Genomic DNA, 17,292 nt, shown 5'->3' on the forward strand with positions numbered 1-17,292 from the left:
CGACTAGACCGCGACGTAGGTGACCGGGTCCGTGCCGGTCACGGCCTCCGCGCGGCCCAGCTTCACCAGGCGGCGGACATGGGCCTCGGCCTCGCTGACGGCGATGTTGCGGGAGCCGTGCGGGATCTGGCCCCAGGGCCGGTTCCACTCCATCCGCTCGGCGAGCTGCCAGGGGGTGAGGGGGGTGGAGAGGAGGGCGAGGAGACCGGTCAGCCGCTCCTCGTGGTGGTCGAGGAGTTCCCGCACCCGGCCGGCGGCGTCGGGGAAGGCGTACTGGTGGGCCGGGAGGACCTCGGCGACGCCGAGCCGCCCGATGCGTTCGAGGGAGTCGAGGTAGTCGCCGAGCGGATCGGCCCCGGTCGCGTCGTCCGGGTCCTCGTACAGCCCGATGTGCGGGGAGATCCCCGGCAGCAGGTGGTCGCCCGAGAACAGCCGGCCGTGCCCCGGCAGCCGCGCCGGGTGCTCCTCCTCCAGGTGGAGGCAGACGTGGCCGGGGGTGTGGCCGGGCGTCCAGACGGCGCGCAGCCGCCGGCCCGCCAGGTCCAGCAGCTCGCCGGGGACGATCTCGCGGTCGGGCAGCGCGGACCGCAGCCCCGGCAGCGTCCGCATCCGCCCCGACGCCCGGGCCGCCCTCAGCGGCGCGAGGTGCTCCTCGGGCGCCCCCACGGCCGCGAGCTTGCGGGCCAGGTAGTCCAGCCACGTCCCCGGCTCCGCCTCCCGTGTCCGGCGCACCACCGCGGTGTCCGCGGCGTGCATCGCGATCCACGCCCCCGACTCCTCCCGGACCCGGCCGGACAGTCCGTGGTGGTCCGGGTGGTGGTGCGTGATGACCACCCCGTGCACGTCCCGCGCCCCGATCCCCAGCGCCCCCAGCCCCGCCGTCAGCTCCGCCCAGCTCGCCGGGTCGTCCCACCCCGTGTCCACGAGCACCGGCCCCCGGTCCGTCTCCAGCACGTGCACCAGCGTGTGTCCCAGCGGATTGTCCGGAATCGGCACCCTCAGCGACCAGACCCCTCCGCCGTGCTCGGTCACCTGCGTCATGGGTCCTCGTCTCTCACGGAGGTACGGAGCCTGCTTGACCATTGCCCACTATAACTAGAACTGGTATCAGTTCTGAGGCATCGTCAGGAAGTCCAGGGAAACCATCTCCTCGGGAGGCGGCCGGTCATGACCGAGCTTGTGGAGCACGGAAAGCTGTTCATCGGCGGGGAGTTGGCCGATCCGCTCGGGTCCGGGACGATCGAGGTGATCTCGCCGCACACGGAGGAGGTCATCGGGCGGGTGCCGCACGCCTCGGAGGCGGACGTGGACCGGGCGGTGGCGGTGGCGCGGCGGGCGTTCGACGAGGGGCCGTGGCCGCGGATGGCGGTCGAGGAGCGGATCGCCGTCGTGAGCCGGATCAAGGACGCGATCGCGGTGCGGTACGAGGAGATCGGCCGGTCCATCAGCGCGCAGAACGGTTCGCCGTACTCGTGGTCGGTGCTCGCGCAGGCCCTGGGCGCGATGATGGTGTGGGACGCGGCGATCACGGTGGCCCGGGACTTCGTGTACGAGGAGCGGCGCGGCGGTGTGCTCGGTCCGCTGCTGGTCCGGCGCGAGCCGGTCGGGGTGGTCGCGGCCGTCATCCCGTGGAACGTGCCGCAGTTCACGGCCGCGGCGAAACTGGCGCCCGCGCTGCTCGCCGGCTGCACGGTCGTCCTGAAGCCCTCGCCGGAGTCGCCGCTCGACTCGTACATCCTCGGGGAGATCGCCACCGAGGCGGGGCTGCCCGAGGGGGTCCTCAGCATCCTGCCCGCCGACCGCGAGGTCAGCGAGTACCTCGTCGGGCACCCGGGCGTCGACAAGGTGTCGTTCACCGGCTCGGTCGCCGCCGGGCGCCGGGTCATGGAGGTCGCCTCCCGCAACCTCACCCGGGTCACCCTCGAACTCGGCGGGAAGTCGGCCGCCGTGATCCTGCCGGACGCCGACCTGGAGACGGCCGTCGCGGGGATCGTCCCGGCCGCGTGGATGAACAACGGCCAGGCGTGCGTCGCCCAGACGCGCATCCTCGCCCCCCGCTCGCGGTACGAGGAGGTCGCCGAGGCCCTCGCGGCGGCGGCCGGCGCGCTCGTCGTCGGCGACCCGCTCGACCCGGCCACCCAGGTCGGCCCGCTGGTCGCCCGCCGCCAGCAGCAGCGCTCCCTCGACTACATCGGCATCGGCCAGCAGGAGGGCGCCAAGATCCTGGCCGGCGGCGGCCGTCCGGCCGGCCTCGACCGCGGCTGGTACGTCGAGCCGACGCTCTTCGGCGGCGTCGACAACTCCATGCGGATCGCCCGCGAGGAGATCTTCGGGCCGGTCATCTGCCTGCTGCCGTACGGGGACGAGGCCGAGGCCCTGCGGATCGCCGACGACTCGGACTTCGGGCTCAGTGGCAGCGTCTGGACCGCGGACGTGGAGCACGGCATCGACTTCGCCCGGGGCGTGCGCACCGGCACCTTCAACGTGAACACCTTCAGCCTCGACATGCTCGGCCCGTTCGGCGGCTACAAGAACTCCGGTCTGGGCCGCGAGTTCGGTCCCGAGGGCTTCGGCGAGTACCTGGAGCACAAGATGATCCACCTCCCGGCCGGCTACGGGGACGCGTGATGGGGGACCGCTGGCACGTCGAGGTCGACCGCGGCGTCTGCATCGGCTCCGGCATGTGCGTCAACCACGCCCCGGCCGGGTTCCGGCTCGACACGGCCCGCCAGTCGCATCCGGTGGACACCGAGGCGGACGCCGGCGAACGGCTCCTCGCGGCCGCCGAGGGCTGTCCGGTGGAGGCCATCCTGATCACCCTCGCGGACGGGGGCGAGCCGGTCTATCCCCCGGAGGAGTAGTCGTCCGCCCATGGCACACTGCTCCCTCGGTCACGGGGCATCACCCCCGTGACCCGGGAGGGGACGAGCGTGAACGGGAAGACGTGGGCCGTGGGCGCCGCGGTGGGGGCGATGCTGCTCGGGGCCGCCGGGTGCGGGCCCGGCGGCGGGGGGAAGGCCGGGGGCGACGGGGCCTTCGACCGGGAGGCCGTACAGGAGGAGATCGGTACGGCCGTGGCCGCGCAGGCGCTGCCGGAGGGCCGGTCCGTGGAGCCGGAGAAGCTCGCGGCCTCTGCGGCGGCTTCGGCCTCGGCCGGCACGGGGGCTTCGGCCGACGCGGAGCGCGAGCGGGTCGCGGCCCGGATGGCGGCCTGCGCGGCGGGGTGGCAGTACGCCGGGGCCGTGGTGGAAGGGGCTCGGGGGAAGTTCGACCGGACGGTCACCGCGCTCACGGCGAAGGGCTGGAAGGCGTCCGGCGAGCGGCTCGAGGAGAAGCTCGACGACAAGGGCGGGACCTCGGTCGGCGTCTCGCTCGAGAAGGGCGGCTGGACGCTCTACGCCCGCCACCACGCCTCGAACTCGGCGGGGATGGACCTCCTCTCCTTCCTCGCGACGGAGGACGCATGCATGAAGGGTTTCAGCCGCCGGGAGGGGGACCTCCTGGAGGGGGACGGGGACTCCGGGAACTGACACGGGCCGCGAGTGCGCCGCGCCGTCGTTCCCACGTGCAAAACTGTGCCCCTGATTGCGGGGGCAAGAGGCCTTCGTGCGTACGTAGTCGGGAGTGCTGTGCGCAAGGCGATGGGGGCGGCCGCCGCGGCCGCCTGTGCGGTTCTGCTGGTCGCGGGCTGCGGGAGCGAGGGCGGCGCGGACAAGGGCGGTTCGGCGTCCGGGGGTTCGTCCTCGGCCGGTTCGTCCTCGACGGGCGGCTCGGGCGGTTCGGGGGGCGAGCGCCTGGACGGGGCCGCCGTCACCAAGGAGTTGACGGACGCGGCGACGGCGGCCGGCTTCACGCAGGACGCCTCGGGCGAGCAGATCCCCGCCGAGGCCAAGGACTGCATGGTCAGTTGGACGGCCGACGCCGCGAAGGCGGCCGACCCGGCGAAGTCGTACGCGGACACGGTCGCGACGCTGACCAAGGGCGGCTGGACCGAGGCGCGCAGCTCCGGAGCGGGCGGCTCGGTCATCAAGTCCCTGAAGAAGAGCAGTTGGCAGCTCCAGGCCAGCAACCACTCGGCGGGCCCGCTGAAGTTGGTCATGTTCGTGGCCGTCGACAGCGGCCCGGAGTGCGCCGCGGTCATCGCGGAGAACAACGCCAAGGCGCAGGGCTCCTGACCCCGTCCCGTCCGTGCCCCCGGCGGTCCGCCCGCCGGGGGTGCGGGCGGGCGTCCGGCCGGGAGGGCGCGGCCCGCGGGGCCGTCCCCGGCCGGTCGCCGGGCCGCCGGGCGCGGTCGGCCCCGTGCGGGCCGTCGCCTTCCCGCGCGCCGTCAGGCTCCGGCGGGCGCCGGGGCCGTCAGGTCGATCAGCCGGCAGACCGTCTCGATGTCGATCTTCACCTGTGCGATCGAGGCGCGGCCCGACAGCCAGGTGATCAGCGCCGAGTGCCAGGTGTGCTCGATCACGCGGACCGCCGAGAGCTGGCTCGGCGTCGGGTGCTCGGTGCCCATGGCGTCCAGGATGATCGCGGTGGTCAGCCGGGAGACCGTGTCGACCTCGGGGCTGACGCTGCGGTCGGCGAAGGTCAGCGCCCGCACCATCGCGTCGGCCAGCTGCGGTTCGCGCTGGAGCGCCCGGAAGGCCCGCATCAGGGTCTCCGCGACCCGCTCGGCCGGGTCGGCGCCGGCGGGCGGCCGCTTCCGCAGCGTGGTGTGCATGTGCTGGAGCTGGTCCTGCATCGTCGCGACCAGCAGGTGGATCTTGGACGGGAAGTAGCGGTAGAGGGTGCCCAGGGCCACGCCGGCCGCCTCGGCCACCTCCCGCATCTGCACGGCGTCGAAGCCGCCCCGCGCGGCGAGCTGGGCGCTGGCGTTCAGGATGCGGCGGCGCCGCGCCTCCTGGCGCTCCGTGAGGGGCGGCGACGCGGGTCTGTGGTCCGCTCTGTTCTCTGCGGTCATGAGGTCCCGTTCCGTGCGGTGGGGAGCGACAGTATGGCGGCGTGGCCGCCGTGGCGCGAATCACCTGTTCCGGCTCTCACGGCGGAGCTACCTGCCGGTAGATTCTGTCCTCCTCGAAGGATCAAGAAGACGGCCAAGAAGATCCAGAACGATCAAGTCTGTAACTTGTTCTAGATTAGCGCGAGCGGTTACGCTCCGGCGAAACGCACGCTCGAAGGGGGTCGCGCATGACCGCTGAGGCCATAGAGGCAAGCCCCCGGCAGGGCGTCACCGCGGCCGGTGACGGACCGTTGCGGATCGCTCTCCTCACGTACAAGGGGAACCCCTTCTGCGGGGGCCAGGGCGTCTACGTCCGGCACCTCTCCCGCGAGCTCGCCCGCCTCGGCCACCAGGTCGAGGTCATCGGCTCCCAGCCGTACCCCACGCTCGACGAGGGGGTGCCGCTCACCGAGATCGCCAGCCTCGACCTCTACCGCTCGCCGGACCCGTTCCGGACGCCGAAGCGCGAGGAGTACCGCGACTGGATCGACGGGCTGGAGGTCGCCACCATGTGGACCGGCGGCTTCCCCGAGCCGCTGACCTTCTCGCTGCGCGCCCGGCGCATGCTCGCCGCCCGGCGCGGCGACTTCGACGTGATCCACGACAACCAGACCCTGGGGTACGGACTCCTCGGCGGCCCCCGCGCCCTCGGCGCGCCGCTCGTCACCACGATCCACCACCCCATCACCGTCGACCGGCAGCTGGAGCTCGACGCCGCCGCCGACTGGAAGCGCCGGGCCTCCGTCCGCCGCTGGTACGCCTTCACCCGCATGCAGAAGCGGGTCGCCCGGCGCACCGAGTCCGTCCTGACCGTCTCCGGCACCTCGCGCCAGGAGATCGTCGAGCACCTCGGCGTCCGCGAGGACCGCATCCGGGTCGTCCACATCGGCGCCGACACCGACCTCTGGTCCCCGGACCCGGCCGTGGCCGAGGTCCCCGGCCGGATCGTGACCACCTCCAGCGCGGACGTCCCCCTCAAGGGCCTGATCCACCTGATCGAGGCGCTCGCCAAACTCCGCACCGAGAACCCCGACGCCCACCTCGTCGTCGTCGGCAAGCGCGCCGAGGCCGGCCCCGTCGCCCGGGCCATCGAGCGGTACGGCCTCGAAGACGCCGTCGAGTTCGTCAAGGGCATCACCGACGCCGAACTCGTGGACCTGGTCCGCTCCGCCCAGGTCTCCTGCGTGCCCTCCCTGTACGAGGGGTTCTCGCTGCCCGCCGCCGAGGCGATGGCCACCGGCACCGCGCTGGTCGCCACCACCGGCGGGGCGATCCCCGAGGTCGCGGGCGCGGACGGCGAGACGTGTCTCGCGGTGCCGCCGGGGGACTCCGGCGCGCTGGCCGCCGCCCTGGGACGGGTGCTCGGGGACGCGGAGCTCCGGGCACGGCTCGGCGCCGCCGGCCGCGAGCGGGTGCTGTCCCGGTTCACCTGGGCGCGCGCCGCGCAGGGCACCGCCGAGCTGTACCGCGAGGCGGTCGCCCGGCAGGGGACCGGAGTCCGCCGGTGACCTCCGGCCGTCGTCGCCGGGCCGTGCCCGGCGACGGGGTCGTGCCCACCCCCTCCGGCGCTCCCGGCACCGGCGGAGCGGGGAGGACCCCCAGCGCCCCGCGGAACGCCTGCCCACCTCCACCTTCCCACCCCGAAAGCAGGACCTCGTGCTGACCGTCGACTTCACCCGCTTCCCGCTCGCCCCCGGCGACCGCGTGCTCGACCTGGGCTGCGGTGCGGGTCGGCACGCGTTCGAGTGCTACCGGCGCGGCGCGCAGGTGGTGGCCCTCGACCAGAACGGCGAGGAGATCCGCGAGGTCGCCAAGTGGTTCGCGGCGATGAAGGAGGCCGGCGAGGCCCCCGCCGGGGCGACCGCGACCGCGATGGAGGGCGACGCCCTCAACCTGCCGTTCCCCGACGAGTCCTTCGACGTCGTCATCATCTCCGAGGTCATGGAGCACATCCCGGACGACAAGGGCGTGCTCGCCGAGATGGTCCGGGTCCTCAGGCCGGGCGGCCGGATCGCGATCACCGTGCCCCGCTACGGCCCCGAGAAGGTCTGCTGGACGCTCTCCGACGCGTACCACGAGGTCGAGGGCGGCCACATCCGCATCTACAAGGCCGACGAGCTCCTCGCCAAGATCCGGCAGGCCGGCCTCAGGCCGTACGGCACCCACCACGCCCACGCGCTGCACTCGCCGTACTGGTGGCTGAAGTGCGCCTTCGGCGTGGACAACGACAAGGCGCTGCCGGTCCGCGCCTACCACAAGCTCCTGGTCTGGGACATCATGAAGAAGCCCGCCCTGACCCGGGTCGCCGAGCAGCTGCTCAACCCGGTCGTCGGCAAGAGCTTCGTGGCGTACGCGACCAAGCCCCACCTCCCGAAGGCCGACACCGCGGACGCGGCGAAGTGACGTCCCCCGAGCGGATCGCCGAACACCTCGTCCTGCCCGGGGTGCTCACCGCCGAACAGGCCGCGGAGACCGTCGCCGGGATCCTGGGGACGCAGCGCGAGGACGGGGCCATCCCGTGGTTCCGGGGCCACCACCTCGACCCGTGGGACCACACCGAGGCCGCCATGGCCCTGGACGCCGCCGGCGAGCACGACGCCGCGGCCCGCGCCTACGCGTGGCTCGCCCGCCACCAGAACGGCGACGGCTCCTGGTACGCGGCCTACCACGACGGCGAGGCGGACCGGGTCACCGACCGGAACCGCGAGTCCAACTTCGTCGCGTACGTGGCCGTCGGCGTCTGGCACCACTACCTGTGCACCGGCGACGACGCCTTCCTCGACCGCATGTGGCCGGTGGTCTACGCGGCCGTGGAGTTCGTCCTCGGGCTCCAGCAGCCCGGCGGCCAGATCGGCTGGAAGCGCGAGGACGACGGCACCGCGGTCGGCGACGCCCTGCTGACCGGCAGTTCGTCCGTCCACCAGGCGCTCCGCTGCGCCCTCGCCATCGCCGAGGCGCGCGAGGAGCCGCAGCCGGACTGGGAGCTGGCGGCCGGCGCCCTCGGCCACGCGATCCGCAGGCACCCCGAGCGCTTCCTCGACAAGTCCCGCTACTCGATGGACTGGTACTACCCCGTCCTCGGCGGGGCGGTCACCGGGCCCGAGGCGCAGGCCCGCATCGAGGCCGGCTGGGACGCGTTCGTCGTGCCCGGCCTCGGCGTGCGCTGCGTCGTCCCCAACCCGTGGGTCACCGGCGGCGAGTCCTGCGAACTCGCCCTGACGCTCTGGGCGATGGGCGAGTCGGACCGGGCCCTGGCGATCCTCCAGGACCTCGCGCACCTGCGGGCCGCGAACGGCATGTACTGGACGGGGTACGTCTTCGAGGGCGAGCAGGAGTCCGACAAGGCCTTCTGGCCCGAGGAGCAGACCAGTTGGACCGCCGGGTCCCTGCTGCTCGCGGTCGCCGCCCTCGGCGGCGAGGAGGCCACCGTCGCGGTCTTCGGCGGCGAACGCCTCCCGCAGGGCCTCGAACCGGACTGCTGCCGCGTCTGATTTCCGGCGCTTTAGGATGTGCGCGTTCATGAGTGGCATGGACACGCGCACGGTGCGGGAGAGCAGAGTCAAGTGGACCGTCGAGGGTCTGTGAGTGAGAGATCCTCGGCCGCGACTGCGGCCGGGGAGCTGGCGGGCGAACTGCTCGCGCTGAAGAAGGCGTCGGGGCTGAGCTTCGCCCAGCTCGGCGAGAAGACCCACTACGCCAAGTCGTCGTGGGAACGGTGGGTCAACGGGAAGCAGTTCCCGCCCCGGGCCGCCGTGGAGAGCATCGGCCGGCTCGGGGGCAAGGACCCGGCGGCCCTGCTCGCCCTCTGGGAGCGGGCCGACGGGGAACGGGCCACGGCCGACCCGGAGCCGGCCTCCGCGGAGGAAGGGCAGCCGGCCGCCGGCGCCCCCGAAGACCCCGCCGACGGGCCGGACCGGGACCCGGCCGGGTCCGTACGGCCCGGGCGCCGCCGCGCGGCGTGGATCGCGGCCGTGGCCGTGGCCGCGGCCGTCCTCGCCGCGGGAGCCGCCCTGGGCTACGCCCTGCTGCCGTCCGACGAGGCGAAGCCGCCCGTGAAGGTCGCCGGTCCGGCGACCGGCTGCCAGGGCGCCCCCTGCGAGGGCCGGGATCCGAAGAAGATGAACTGCGGGGCCGACGCCGTCACGGTCCGTACCGGTTCCATCCCCAAGGACCTGGTGATCGAGCTCCGTTACAGCAAGGCGTGCCAGGCGGCCTGGGGCCGGATCTCCTTCGCCCAGGTCGGCGCCACCGTCGTCGTCAACAACTCCGACGGCGCCGCGCAGGCCGACGTCGTGCACTACGACCGGGACGTCTACACCCCCCTGATCGCCGCCCCGGACGACGGCTCGGTGTGGGTCTGCGCCGCCCTCCCGAAGGACGGCGCCCGCAGCTGCACCGGTCGCTTCATCCCGAGCGAGGAACAGCAGCCGTAGCCCCCAGGACCTCCCGCGCGGCCCGCTCCTGGCGGCGCGTCAGGGTCCCGCGGGCCTGACCGCTCCGTCCTGTCCGTTCCCGGAGTTCGGGGCCCGGCACACCCCCGTGTCGCCGGGCCCCGGGTCATGTGCGGGACCTCCGCCTTCGTGTCGTGAGCGACCCGGCGGGTCGCGCGCGCAGACAGGCTGGCATCCGTCGTGCGGACGTGTATTGGACAAAAACGCAGGGGTCCGTGACCGGTGGGTCTCAGCCGGCCAGCCAGGTGCTCGTCGCGGTGCGGGCGGCGAGGAAGCGGCCGGGTGGGAGGCCGGTGACGGCGGTGAACTCGCGGCTCAGATGGGACTGGTCGCAGTAGCCGCAGGCGGCCGCGACGTCGGCGGCGCGGCCGCCCTGGGTGAGCAGGCGGATCGCCCGGTTCAGCCGCAGGACGCGGGCGAGGCGCTTGGGGGTGAGGCCGATCTGCTCGCGGAAGCGGTTCTCCAGGTGGCGGGGGCTCCGGCCGGTGCGGGCGGCCAGCTCGCGGACCGGGACGGCACCCGCCGTACGGTCGAGGAGGTGCCAGGCCTCCAGGACGGCCGGGGACGGCTCGCGGGACGGCGCGGCGCCGGCCGTCCAGCGCAGCAGCGCCTCGTCGACCAGGGCGAACCGCTCGCGCCAGCCGGGGGCCGCCTCCAGCGCCGTGCCGAGCCGGCGGAACCGGCCGCCCAGGAGGTCCGCCGGGTCGGTCATGGTGTCCGCGAGCTCCCCGAGGGGGGTGCCGAGGAGGCGGTACGCGGCCCAGGGCGCGAGGGTGAGCTCCACGCCGTGGAGATCTCCCCGGTGCCCGAGCACCCGGGCCCGGGTGTGCAGCCCGGACACCACCGAGGTGTGTGCCGGGGCCGGGGTCCCCGTCGCCCCGCGGCCCGTCCGGCCCAGCCGCACCTCGCCGCCGAAGCCGATGAGCAGCGACACCCGCCCGCTCGGCACGACCAGGCGCTCCTGCGGCGGCCCCGCCGCCGACCGGAACCCGCGGTAGGTCCCGACGCCCGGCCGGAGCCGGGCGTCGGGCCTCGCGTAGAACCACTGGCAGTTTCCCGCTGCGCACACGCGGCGTCTCACCGTCACACCTCCTGGGGTCCGGAGCCGTCCCGGACCGGCCTTCACCCCCCACTGTCGGATCGGGCCGGACGGCGGGCCAGAGGCGGCGGCGTCCCAGGGATGCCGGGGGACGTCCCCCGCCTCCCACCTGCGACGACGTGCGCGAACAGGGACGGGGGCGAGGGGCGCGGAACCCGTTCGGAGCCACCCCGGTGGCGGGCCGCGGGGGGCGCGGCGAGGCTGGCGCCACAGTCCCCAGGGAGGTTTCGCCGTGCCCAGAACCGTGTCCCGTGGCGTCGTGGCGCTGCTGTTGTCCTGCACTCTGCTGCTGACCACCGCCGCCTGCGGCGGTGACGGGGAGGCGCAGAGCACGAACGCCGCCGCGACCCCGTCGAGCACGAGCACCGTCGAGCAGCAGAAGCTCGCCAAGACGCGGTTCGTGGCCAACGCGGGCCTGGCGGCCGGTGCCGCCTACCAGTGGATCGTGAAGCCCTACCGCGCGGGCAAGTTCAAGAAGGGGGCCGACGGCCGGACCGTCGCCCTGGTGAAGGCGGGCCTGGCGGGGGCGTTCACGTACAACCGGCTCAAGGCGGCCGTGAACAACGCCAAGGGAGACCCGCTGCTGTCGAAGGCGGTCGTGCCGCTGACGGCCGGGATCGACTCGCTGAAGGACCTCGGGACCAAGCTCCGCAAGGGCCAGGCGGGTGACGCGGACGTCGGCGCCTTCGAGAGCGTCATCAACAGCGTCAAGGACGCAGGGAAGAGCGCCGGCGCCGAGGTCGTCGACCAGGTGCCCAGCACCTCGCAGCTGGGCGGCTGACGTCAGGTGCTCAGCTCCGCCAGGACGCGGAGCGTGGCGGGGTCCGGTGACGTGACGAGGAGGTCGGTCACCGGACCCCGCCGCCACGCGTCGAGCCGTCCAGCGATCCTGCGGCGCGGGCCGACGAGCGAGATCTCGTCGGCGAAGGCGTCCGGCACGGCGAGCACGGCCTCCTCGCGGCGGCCGGCCGCGAACAGCTCCTGGATGCGCCGGGCCTCCTTCTCGTACCCCATCCGCCCCATCAGGTCGGCGTGGAAGTTGCGGGCCGAGTGCCCCATGCCGCCGATGTAGAAGCCGAGCATCGCCTTGACCGGCAGCAGTCCGGCCGTCACGTCCTCGCACAGCTGCGCCCGGACCATCGGGGCGACGAGGAAGCCGTCCGGGAGGTGCTCGGGGAGCGCGTACACCTGCGCCCAGCGCTCCGGCGTCCAGTAGAGCGGCAGCCAGCCGTCGGCGATGGACAGGGTCTGCGCGATGTTCCGGGGGCCCTCGGCCCCGAGCAGCACGGGGAGGTCGGCCCGCAGCGGATGGGTGATCGGCTTGAGCGGCTTGCCGAGTCCCGTGCCGTCCTCGCCGGAGTACGGGTGGGAGTGGTGTCGTCCGTCGAGCCGGACGGGGCCCTCGCGGCGCAGGACCTGCCGGACCACGTCCACGTACTCGCGGGTCGCGGTCAGCGGCGAGCGGGGGAAGGGCCGGCCGTACCAGCCCTCGACGACCTGCGGTCCGGACAGCCCGAGCCCCAGGAGCATCCGGCCTCCGGAGAGGTGGTCCAGGGTGAGCGCGTGCATGGCCGTCGTCGTCGGCGCGCGCGCGGCCATCTGCGCGACGGCCGTGCCCAGCCCGATCCGGCTGGTGTGCGCGGCGATCCAGGTCAGTGCCGTGAAGGCGTCCGAGCCCCAGGCCTCCGCCGTCCACACGGAGGCGTAGCCGAGCCGTTCGGCCTCCTGGGCGAGTTCGAGGTGGGTGGCGGAGGGGCCGCGGCCCCAGTAGCCGAGGGCGAGTCCGAGTCGCATGCCCCGCAACCTTTCTGACGAACCGTCAGGTAGTGCGGGCACTGTACGGCAACGGCCCCCCGCCCGGAAGGGATTCCGGGCGGGGGGCCGTTGCGCGAGGGCGTGCGGCCCTAGCCGCGCTGGATGCCGGTGGTGTCCTGCAGCACGCCGCGGCGGCCGTCCTGCGTCTGGGCCACCAGGGCCGCGCCGCGCTGCTCGACCGCCAGGTACCAGGTGCCGGGCGCCAGCTCGGCGATCGGCGCCTGCGAGCCGTCCTCCGCGTACAGCGGACGGGCGACCGGGACCGCGAACCAGAACGGCGCGAAGTCCGCGGCGGGCGCGGCCGGCTGCGGGGCCTGGGCCTGCGGCTCCGGCTGCTGCGGGGCGTGCGGCTGCGGGGCGCCGGCCTGCGCGCCGAACGGGGCGCCCGCGCCGTGCGACGGGTCCTGCGGGCCGCCGTACTGCGGGTGCTGCGCGCCCGGGTAGCCGTAGCCGCCGGGGACGCCCGGCTGACCGGGCTGGCCCGGCTGCATGCCGTACGGCTGCGGGGCCTGCGGGCGCGGCGCGCCCATCAGCGGGGCCTTCAGGGCGGGCACCAGCGGACCGGCCACCGCGGCACCGGCCGCGACCAGCGCGGCGATGAGGCCGAGGATGAGGCCGGCGCCCGCGCTCGTCGACTCGAAGACCCACATCAGCAGCGTCCACGCCGAGGCGATGGTGAACGCGGTGCCGACCTGGCCGAGCTCGAGGCCGACGACCTTGCGCTGCTGCGGCAGGCCGTGCGAGACGACGACGAGGGCGATGCCGGCGAGGCCGAGGAAGAAGGAGCCCCAGCCGAGCGGCGAAGCCTCCCACGAGTACGGCAGGTCGACCTGGTCGCAGATGGCATCCGGGCCGTCGCAGCCGGCGTATCCGAGGAACGAGGCGATGAACAGCACCACCGCTGCGCCGATCAGCACGCCATCGCCTCGGGTGAGGGAGCGGATATTCACGTAAGAGTCCTTCGTCGGTCGTCGTTCGTCGCGTCGGGGGGTGGCACTCGGGGCTTCACGGCACGGGGGCGGCCCCATCGTACGGAGCGAATCTATCGCCCGCCGGTTCTACCCCTTGAGGTAGGTCGCGATGCCGTCGGCCATCCCCTGGGCCGCCTTCTGTCGCCACGTCGACGACGTGAGCAGTCGTGCGTCCTTGGGATCACGCATATTGCCGCATTCGACGAAGACCTTGGGCACGGTTGAGAGATTGAGGCCGCCGAGGTCGGACCGGACGTCCAACCCGGTACCTCCGCCGAGGTAGTTGGCGGGGGACGTGCCGGTCGCGCGGGCGAACGCGCCGGCGATGCGCTCGCCCAGCGCGCGGGAGGGGCCGACGATCGGGGCGGTGTCGGCCGCTCCGGCGCGCACCCGTGCGGGAAGGATCACATGGAAGCCGCGGTTGCCGACGGCCGAGCCGTCCGCGTGGACGGAGACGACGGCGTCGGCGCGGGCGGCGTTGCCGATGCGGGCCCGCTCGTCGATGCACGGACCCCAGGGGCGGTCGCCGTCATGGGTCAGGACCACCTTCGCGCCGCGCGCGGTCAGCAGGTCCCGCAGCCGGTGGGAGACGTCCAGGGTGAACGACGCCTCCGTGTACCCCGCGTCGGTGGAGGTCCCGGTCGTGTCGCATTCCTTGCGTGTCGTCCCGATGTTCACCTTTTTATTGATTTCCGTGGTGTGGCGGAAATTGCCCGAGTTGTGCCCCGGGTCGATCACGACGGTACGGCCGACGAGCGAGCGGCTCTGGGAGAGGGGGAGCGGCGAGCGGCTCCGCGTCGGTACGGGGAGCGGCGGCCGGGACTGCGAGGTCCGCAGGGCCTCCTGGGCGTCCTGGGCCTTTCCGGCGGACGGAGCGGCCTGGGACGCCCCGCATCCGGCGAGTGCGGCGAGGCAGCCCGCGGCGGCGAGGGCGGCGAGAGTACGGCGGGCGGTGTTCCGGTGGTCGTACGGCACCCCGCGACTCTAGGCCCTGCGCGCGGCGAATGCCCGCAGCCCGTACGTCGCAGCTTGGTCACCGCTTCGCGGAACGGTGGACGCGTGTGCGCGGACCGTGAAGGGTAGGTGAGAAGAGGCGACGGTGGGGTGTCACCGCGCAATGGCCCACGAGGGGGAACCGTGGTGGGGGAAGAACCGAACGACGCACGTCCCGAGCCGTCCGACCGTGTTCCGGACGACAGACCCTTGGACCCGCGCATCCAGGCGGCGCCCAAGGTGCCGCAGCAGCCGGCGGCCCCCGGAGGCGCCGAACCGCCCTGGACGGCCCCGGCCCCGGCCGGGCCCGCTCCCGAGGCGCCGGCCACGCCCACGCTCGCCTTCGGCACGCCGCCCGCCGCCGGCAGCGGCGCGGGAGCCGACGCGGGCGCCGCGGCCCCGCCCGGTTCCGGACCCCCGCCCGGCTGGACGGGAGGGGCCGCCGTACCGCCGCAGCCCGCGGTGCCGCCGGGATTCGGCCCGCCGCCCGGACACGGCTCCTTCGGCTACGGCCCGCCGTCCGGACTCGGCCCACAGCCGCCCGCCCCGCCGCCCGGCGAGGCCAACGGCGCGCAGGCCGCCATGATCGGCCTCCTCAACCTCTCCTGCCTCGGCCTCGGCTACGTGCTGCTGCGCCACTGGGCCGGCGCCGCCGTCTGCTGGCTCGCCACCGCCGCCCTGCTCGTCCTCGCGCTCCCCGCCGACGTCGACGGCGTCCCCGCGGGCGTCCTCATCGGCTACGGCGTCTTCCTGCTCGCGGCGGCCGCCGACGGCGCCCGCCGCGGGCTGCGCGCCACGCTCCGGGTCGGCGACTCCCTCCGGCGCCTCGCGCTCCCGCTCGCCGTCGTGCTCCTCGCCGTCCCCGCGGGCGGCTCGCTCGCGTACGGGGCGGCCCGCGACGAGGCGAGGGAGCAGGCGCTGCTCGACCGGCTCGCCGCGGCGGACGGCCTCGTGAAGTCCGCCGACGGCCTCGCCTTCGACAAGGCCGAGCCGACCTTCCGCAAGGCCCTGGCCACCTACCAGGACCTCGGGACGCGGCACGCGGGCTCCCGGGCCGGGAAGCTGGTGCCCCAGCGGCTCGACGCCTACTACGCGACGGTCTCCGCCCCGTACGCCGCGAAGCGGTACTGCGAGGCCGTCCCGCCGCTGAAGCACCTGCGGGGGCTGTCCGGCACGGTCGACAAGGAACTCCTCGGCTCCCGGCCCGCCAAGACCGACGAGCCGCTCGCCGCGTCCCTCTACGCGTGCGGCACGGCGGCCCTCGGGGTGCGGACCGCCGACCCGACCGCGAGCGAGAGCCTCAACGACCTCCTCGACACCTTCCCGAAGTCCCGCGAGGCCACCCAGGTCGAACCGGCCGTCCGCGCGGCGATCAAGACCCGGACGACCGCCCTCGACGGCGGCTCCGCACCCTGCGAGACCACCGAGGAGCTGCGCGCGCTCGACTCCTCCCTCGACAACATGAGGGACCCCTCGCTCCAGGGCGCCGCGAAGGAGGCCGCCGCGGCGGTGCAGCGGGGGCACTTCGCCTGCGGGACCTCCCAGTTCAAGGACAAGGACTTCACCGACGCGATCACGACCATGACCGAGTACGCCAAGGCGTACCCGTCCAGCCCCCAGGCCGCGCACGCCCGCTCGATCGCCATCGCCGCCGAGATCGCCGACGAGGAGCCGGCCGCGGGCAAGAACCTGCCCCCGGCGGAGGTCCCCGGCGGCAGCCGGATGGTCATGGTGGTCAGCAACGACGGCCCCGGCGAGGTCGAGCTGCTCTACACCGGCCCGATGACCGGCAAGGTCACCCTCAAGGCCTGCGGCACCTGCACCAAGTACCCGAGCCCGATCTTCTCCAACGACAAGAAGGTCAAGGCCTGCACCGGACCGTCCTCGAAGTACCCCAAGGCGACCCTGCTGCTGCCCGCCGGCGACTACCACTTCCTCCAGAAGCGGGCGTCCACCGGCACGTCGTCGGCCGGGGACACCAAGTCCAGCAAGGCCAAGATCGAACCCGGCTACAGCTACACCAACTGCCTCTACGTGACCTCCGGTTTCTGACCCGGCGCCACGCGTCCCCGCCACCCTCACGGTGGCGGCCGCCGGCCCGTTCAGCCCACCCGGCGGAGCACCCGCAGCGAGTCGGTCACCGAGATCTCCTCGAACGCGCCCGACTCCAGGGCGCGCAGGTAAATCCGGTACGGCGCCTGCCCGCCGTCCTCCGGGTCGGGGAAGACGTCGTGGATGACCAGCACCCCGCCGGGCGCCACCTTCGGCGCCCAGCCCTCGTAGTCGTTCGAGGCGTGCTCGTCGGTGTGCCCGCCGTCGATGAACACCAGACCGAGCTGCCCGCCCCACACCTTCGCCACCTGCGGCGACCGGCCGACCACGGCCACCACGTGCTCCTCGAGACCCGCCTTGCGCAGCGTCCGGCGGAACGTCGGCAGCGTGTCCATGAGACCCACCTCCGGGTCGACCACCGTCGGGTCGTGGTACTCCCAGCCCGGCTGCTGCTCCTCGCTGCCCCGGTGGTGGTCCACCGTCACCGCGACCGTCCCCGCCCGCCGCGCCACGTCGGCCAGCAGGATCGTCGACCGCCCGCAGTACGTCCCGACCTCCAGCAGCGGCAGCCCCAGCTCGGCCGCCCGGGCGGCGGCGGCGTACAGCGCCAGTCCCTCCCCGACGGGCATGAAGCCCTTCGCGGCCTCGAAGGCGGCAAGGATCTCGGGCTCGGGCACGGACATGGCTGACTCCTACTGGCGGGTACGCGGGTATCGAGCGCCCATCGTGCCCTACCCGTCGCACGCGAACCACACGGGAGACCGCTTCGCCGCCGCACACCGCGGCGCGTCCCGGGACGCCGGGGAAGCCCCGCGCCTCCCCGCCCGGCCTTGCGGGCGCGCGCCCCGTCCGTGGAGGATGCGGCGGAAGAGCCCGCGGGTGAGGGAGGAACGTCATGGGGGGCGACGTGGACCCGGC

Annotated in this window: 17 protein-coding genes; 10 read left to right on the plus strand and 7 right to left on the minus strand. The window is 74.1% G+C overall.

Annotated features, from left to right (window positions below; translation table 11 throughout):
* Nucleotides 1-3: 3 nt before the first annotated feature.
* Nucleotides 4-1,041: an MBL fold metallo-hydrolase gene (locus ACZ60W_RS07805; protein ID WP_469754479.1), complete on the minus strand. Its 1,038-nt coding sequence runs from the start codon at nucleotides 1,039-1,041 to the stop codon at nucleotides 4-6.
* A gap of 126 nt (nucleotides 1,042-1,167) precedes the next feature.
* On the opposite strand from ACZ60W_RS07805, the gene ACZ60W_RS07810 reads away from it, so the two are divergent.
* From ACZ60W_RS07810 to ACZ60W_RS07825, 4 genes are all read left to right on the plus strand, one after another.
* Entirely contained in the window at nucleotides 1,168-2,628 is a 1,461-nt protein-coding gene (locus ACZ60W_RS07810; protein WP_469754480.1) for an aldehyde dehydrogenase, read from the plus strand.
* Entirely contained in the window at nucleotides 2,628-2,861 is a 234-nt protein-coding gene (locus tag ACZ60W_RS07815) for a ferredoxin (protein ID WP_469754481.1), read from the plus strand. Before ACZ60W_RS07810 ends, ACZ60W_RS07815 begins: the two co-directional genes overlap by 1 nt.
* A 69-nt stretch (nucleotides 2,862-2,930) precedes the next feature.
* A complete protein-coding gene (locus ACZ60W_RS07820; RefSeq protein WP_469754482.1) occupies nucleotides 2,931-3,530 on the plus strand; it encodes a hypothetical protein in 600 nt (199 codons plus the stop codon).
* A gap of 99 nt (nucleotides 3,531-3,629) precedes the next feature.
* Entirely contained in the window at nucleotides 3,630-4,175 is a 546-nt protein-coding gene (locus tag ACZ60W_RS07825; protein ID WP_469754483.1) for a hypothetical protein, read from the plus strand.
* Between the two features lie 152 nt (nucleotides 4,176-4,327).
* Here ACZ60W_RS07825 and ACZ60W_RS07830 read toward each other — a convergent pair whose 3' ends face one another.
* A complete protein-coding gene (locus ACZ60W_RS07830; protein WP_469754484.1) occupies nucleotides 4,328-4,954 on the minus strand; it encodes a TetR family transcriptional regulator in 627 nt (208 codons plus the stop codon).
* A 227-nt stretch (nucleotides 4,955-5,181) separates the two neighbouring features.
* Between ACZ60W_RS07830 and ACZ60W_RS07835 the strand changes: the two genes are divergently transcribed.
* The 4 genes from ACZ60W_RS07835 (at nucleotide 5,182) to ACZ60W_RS07850 (ending at nucleotide 9,426) form a co-directional block, all read left to right on the plus strand.
* A complete protein-coding gene (locus tag ACZ60W_RS07835) occupies nucleotides 5,182-6,501 on the plus strand; it encodes a glycosyltransferase family 4 protein (RefSeq protein ID WP_469754485.1) in 1,320 nt (439 codons plus the stop codon).
* 148 nt (nucleotides 6,502-6,649) lie between these two features.
* Nucleotides 6,650-7,396 (plus strand): class I SAM-dependent methyltransferase, encoded by a 747-nt coding sequence (locus ACZ60W_RS07840; protein ID WP_469754486.1) that lies wholly within the window; start codon nucleotides 6,650-6,652, stop codon nucleotides 7,394-7,396.
* Nucleotides 7,393-8,484 (plus strand): prenyltransferase, encoded by a 1,092-nt coding sequence (locus tag ACZ60W_RS07845; RefSeq protein ID WP_469754487.1) that lies wholly within the window; start codon nucleotides 7,393-7,395, stop codon nucleotides 8,482-8,484. Before ACZ60W_RS07840 ends, ACZ60W_RS07845 begins: the two co-directional genes overlap by 4 nt.
* Nucleotides 8,485-8,574: 90 nt before the next feature.
* The gene (locus ACZ60W_RS07850; protein ID WP_469754488.1) at nucleotides 8,575-9,426 is read left to right on the plus strand and encodes a DUF2690 domain-containing protein; all 852 of its coding nucleotides are present in this window, start codon (nucleotides 8,575-8,577) and stop codon (nucleotides 9,424-9,426) included.
* Between the two features lie 247 nt (nucleotides 9,427-9,673).
* Here the strand turns inward: ACZ60W_RS07850 and ACZ60W_RS07855 are convergent, their stop codons facing one another.
* Nucleotides 9,674-10,513 carry a helix-turn-helix domain-containing protein gene (locus ACZ60W_RS07855; RefSeq protein ID WP_469754489.1) on the minus strand — a complete coding sequence of 280 codons (840 nt, stop codon included), beginning with the start codon at nucleotides 10,511-10,513 and terminating at the stop codon, nucleotides 9,674-9,676.
* 262 nt (nucleotides 10,514-10,775) lie between these two features.
* Between ACZ60W_RS07855 and ACZ60W_RS07860 the strand changes: the two genes are divergently transcribed.
* On the plus strand, nucleotides 10,776-11,324 hold the full coding sequence (locus ACZ60W_RS07860) for a hypothetical protein (protein WP_469754490.1): 549 nt from the start codon (nucleotides 10,776-10,778) through the stop codon (nucleotides 11,322-11,324).
* Nucleotides 11,325-11,326: 2 nt separating this feature from the next.
* Here the strand turns inward: ACZ60W_RS07860 and ACZ60W_RS07865 are convergent, their stop codons facing one another.
* From ACZ60W_RS07865 to ACZ60W_RS07875, 3 genes are all read right to left on the minus strand, one after another.
* Nucleotides 11,327-12,337, minus strand: coding sequence for an LLM class F420-dependent oxidoreductase (locus ACZ60W_RS07865; protein WP_469754491.1), 1,011 nt, complete (start codon nucleotides 12,335-12,337; stop codon nucleotides 11,327-11,329).
* Nucleotides 12,338-12,447: 110 nt separating this feature from the next.
* Nucleotides 12,448-13,308 carry a hypothetical protein gene (locus ACZ60W_RS07870; protein WP_469754492.1) on the minus strand — a complete coding sequence of 287 codons (861 nt, stop codon included), beginning with the start codon at nucleotides 13,306-13,308 and terminating at the stop codon, nucleotides 12,448-12,450.
* Nucleotides 13,309-13,416: 108 nt separating this feature from the next.
* Nucleotides 13,417-14,304, minus strand: coding sequence for an N-acetylmuramoyl-L-alanine amidase (locus ACZ60W_RS07875; protein WP_469754493.1), 888 nt, complete (start codon nucleotides 14,302-14,304; stop codon nucleotides 13,417-13,419).
* Nucleotides 14,305-14,532: 228 nt separating this feature from the next.
* On the opposite strand from ACZ60W_RS07875, the gene ACZ60W_RS07880 reads away from it, so the two are divergent.
* Nucleotides 14,533-16,374, plus strand: coding sequence for a hypothetical protein (locus ACZ60W_RS07880; RefSeq protein WP_469754494.1), 1,842 nt, complete (start codon nucleotides 14,533-14,535; stop codon nucleotides 16,372-16,374).
* Nucleotides 16,375-16,424: 50 nt separating this feature from the next.
* On the opposite strand, the gene ACZ60W_RS07885 is transcribed toward ACZ60W_RS07880, so the two are convergent.
* Nucleotides 16,425-17,057, minus strand: coding sequence for a class I SAM-dependent methyltransferase (locus ACZ60W_RS07885; RefSeq protein ID WP_469754495.1), 633 nt, complete (start codon nucleotides 17,055-17,057; stop codon nucleotides 16,425-16,427).
* Nucleotides 17,058-17,292: the final 235 nt, after the last annotated feature.

It is taken from the genome of Streptomyces sp. NPDC104202 (assembly GCF_055584185.1).

Excerpts from the sequence above, each read along its gene's own strand:
- ACZ60W_RS07885 (WP_469754495.1), bottom strand. The coding sequence starts at position 17,057 with ATGTCCGTGCCCGAGCCCGAGATCCTTGCCGCCTTCGAGGCCGCGAAG.
- ACZ60W_RS07810 (WP_469754480.1), top strand. The coding sequence starts at position 1,168 with ATGACCGAGCTTGTGGAGCACGGAAAGCTGTTCATCGGCGGGGAGTTG.
- ACZ60W_RS07830 (WP_469754484.1), bottom strand. The coding sequence starts at position 4,954 with ATGACCGCAGAGAACAGAGCGGACCACAGACCCGCGTCGCCGCCCCTC.
- ACZ60W_RS07835 (WP_469754485.1), top strand. The coding sequence starts at position 5,182 with ATGACCGCTGAGGCCATAGAGGCAAGCCCCCGGCAGGGCGTCACCGCG.
- ACZ60W_RS07805 (WP_469754479.1), bottom strand. The coding sequence starts at position 1,041 with ATGACGCAGGTGACCGAGCACGGCGGAGGGGTCTGGTCGCTGAGGGTG.
- ACZ60W_RS07865 (WP_469754491.1), bottom strand. The coding sequence starts at position 12,337 with ATGCGACTCGGACTCGCCCTCGGCTACTGGGGCCGCGGCCCCTCCGCC.
- ACZ60W_RS07815 (WP_469754481.1), top strand. The coding sequence starts at position 2,628 with ATGGGGGACCGCTGGCACGTCGAGGTCGACCGCGGCGTCTGCATCGGC.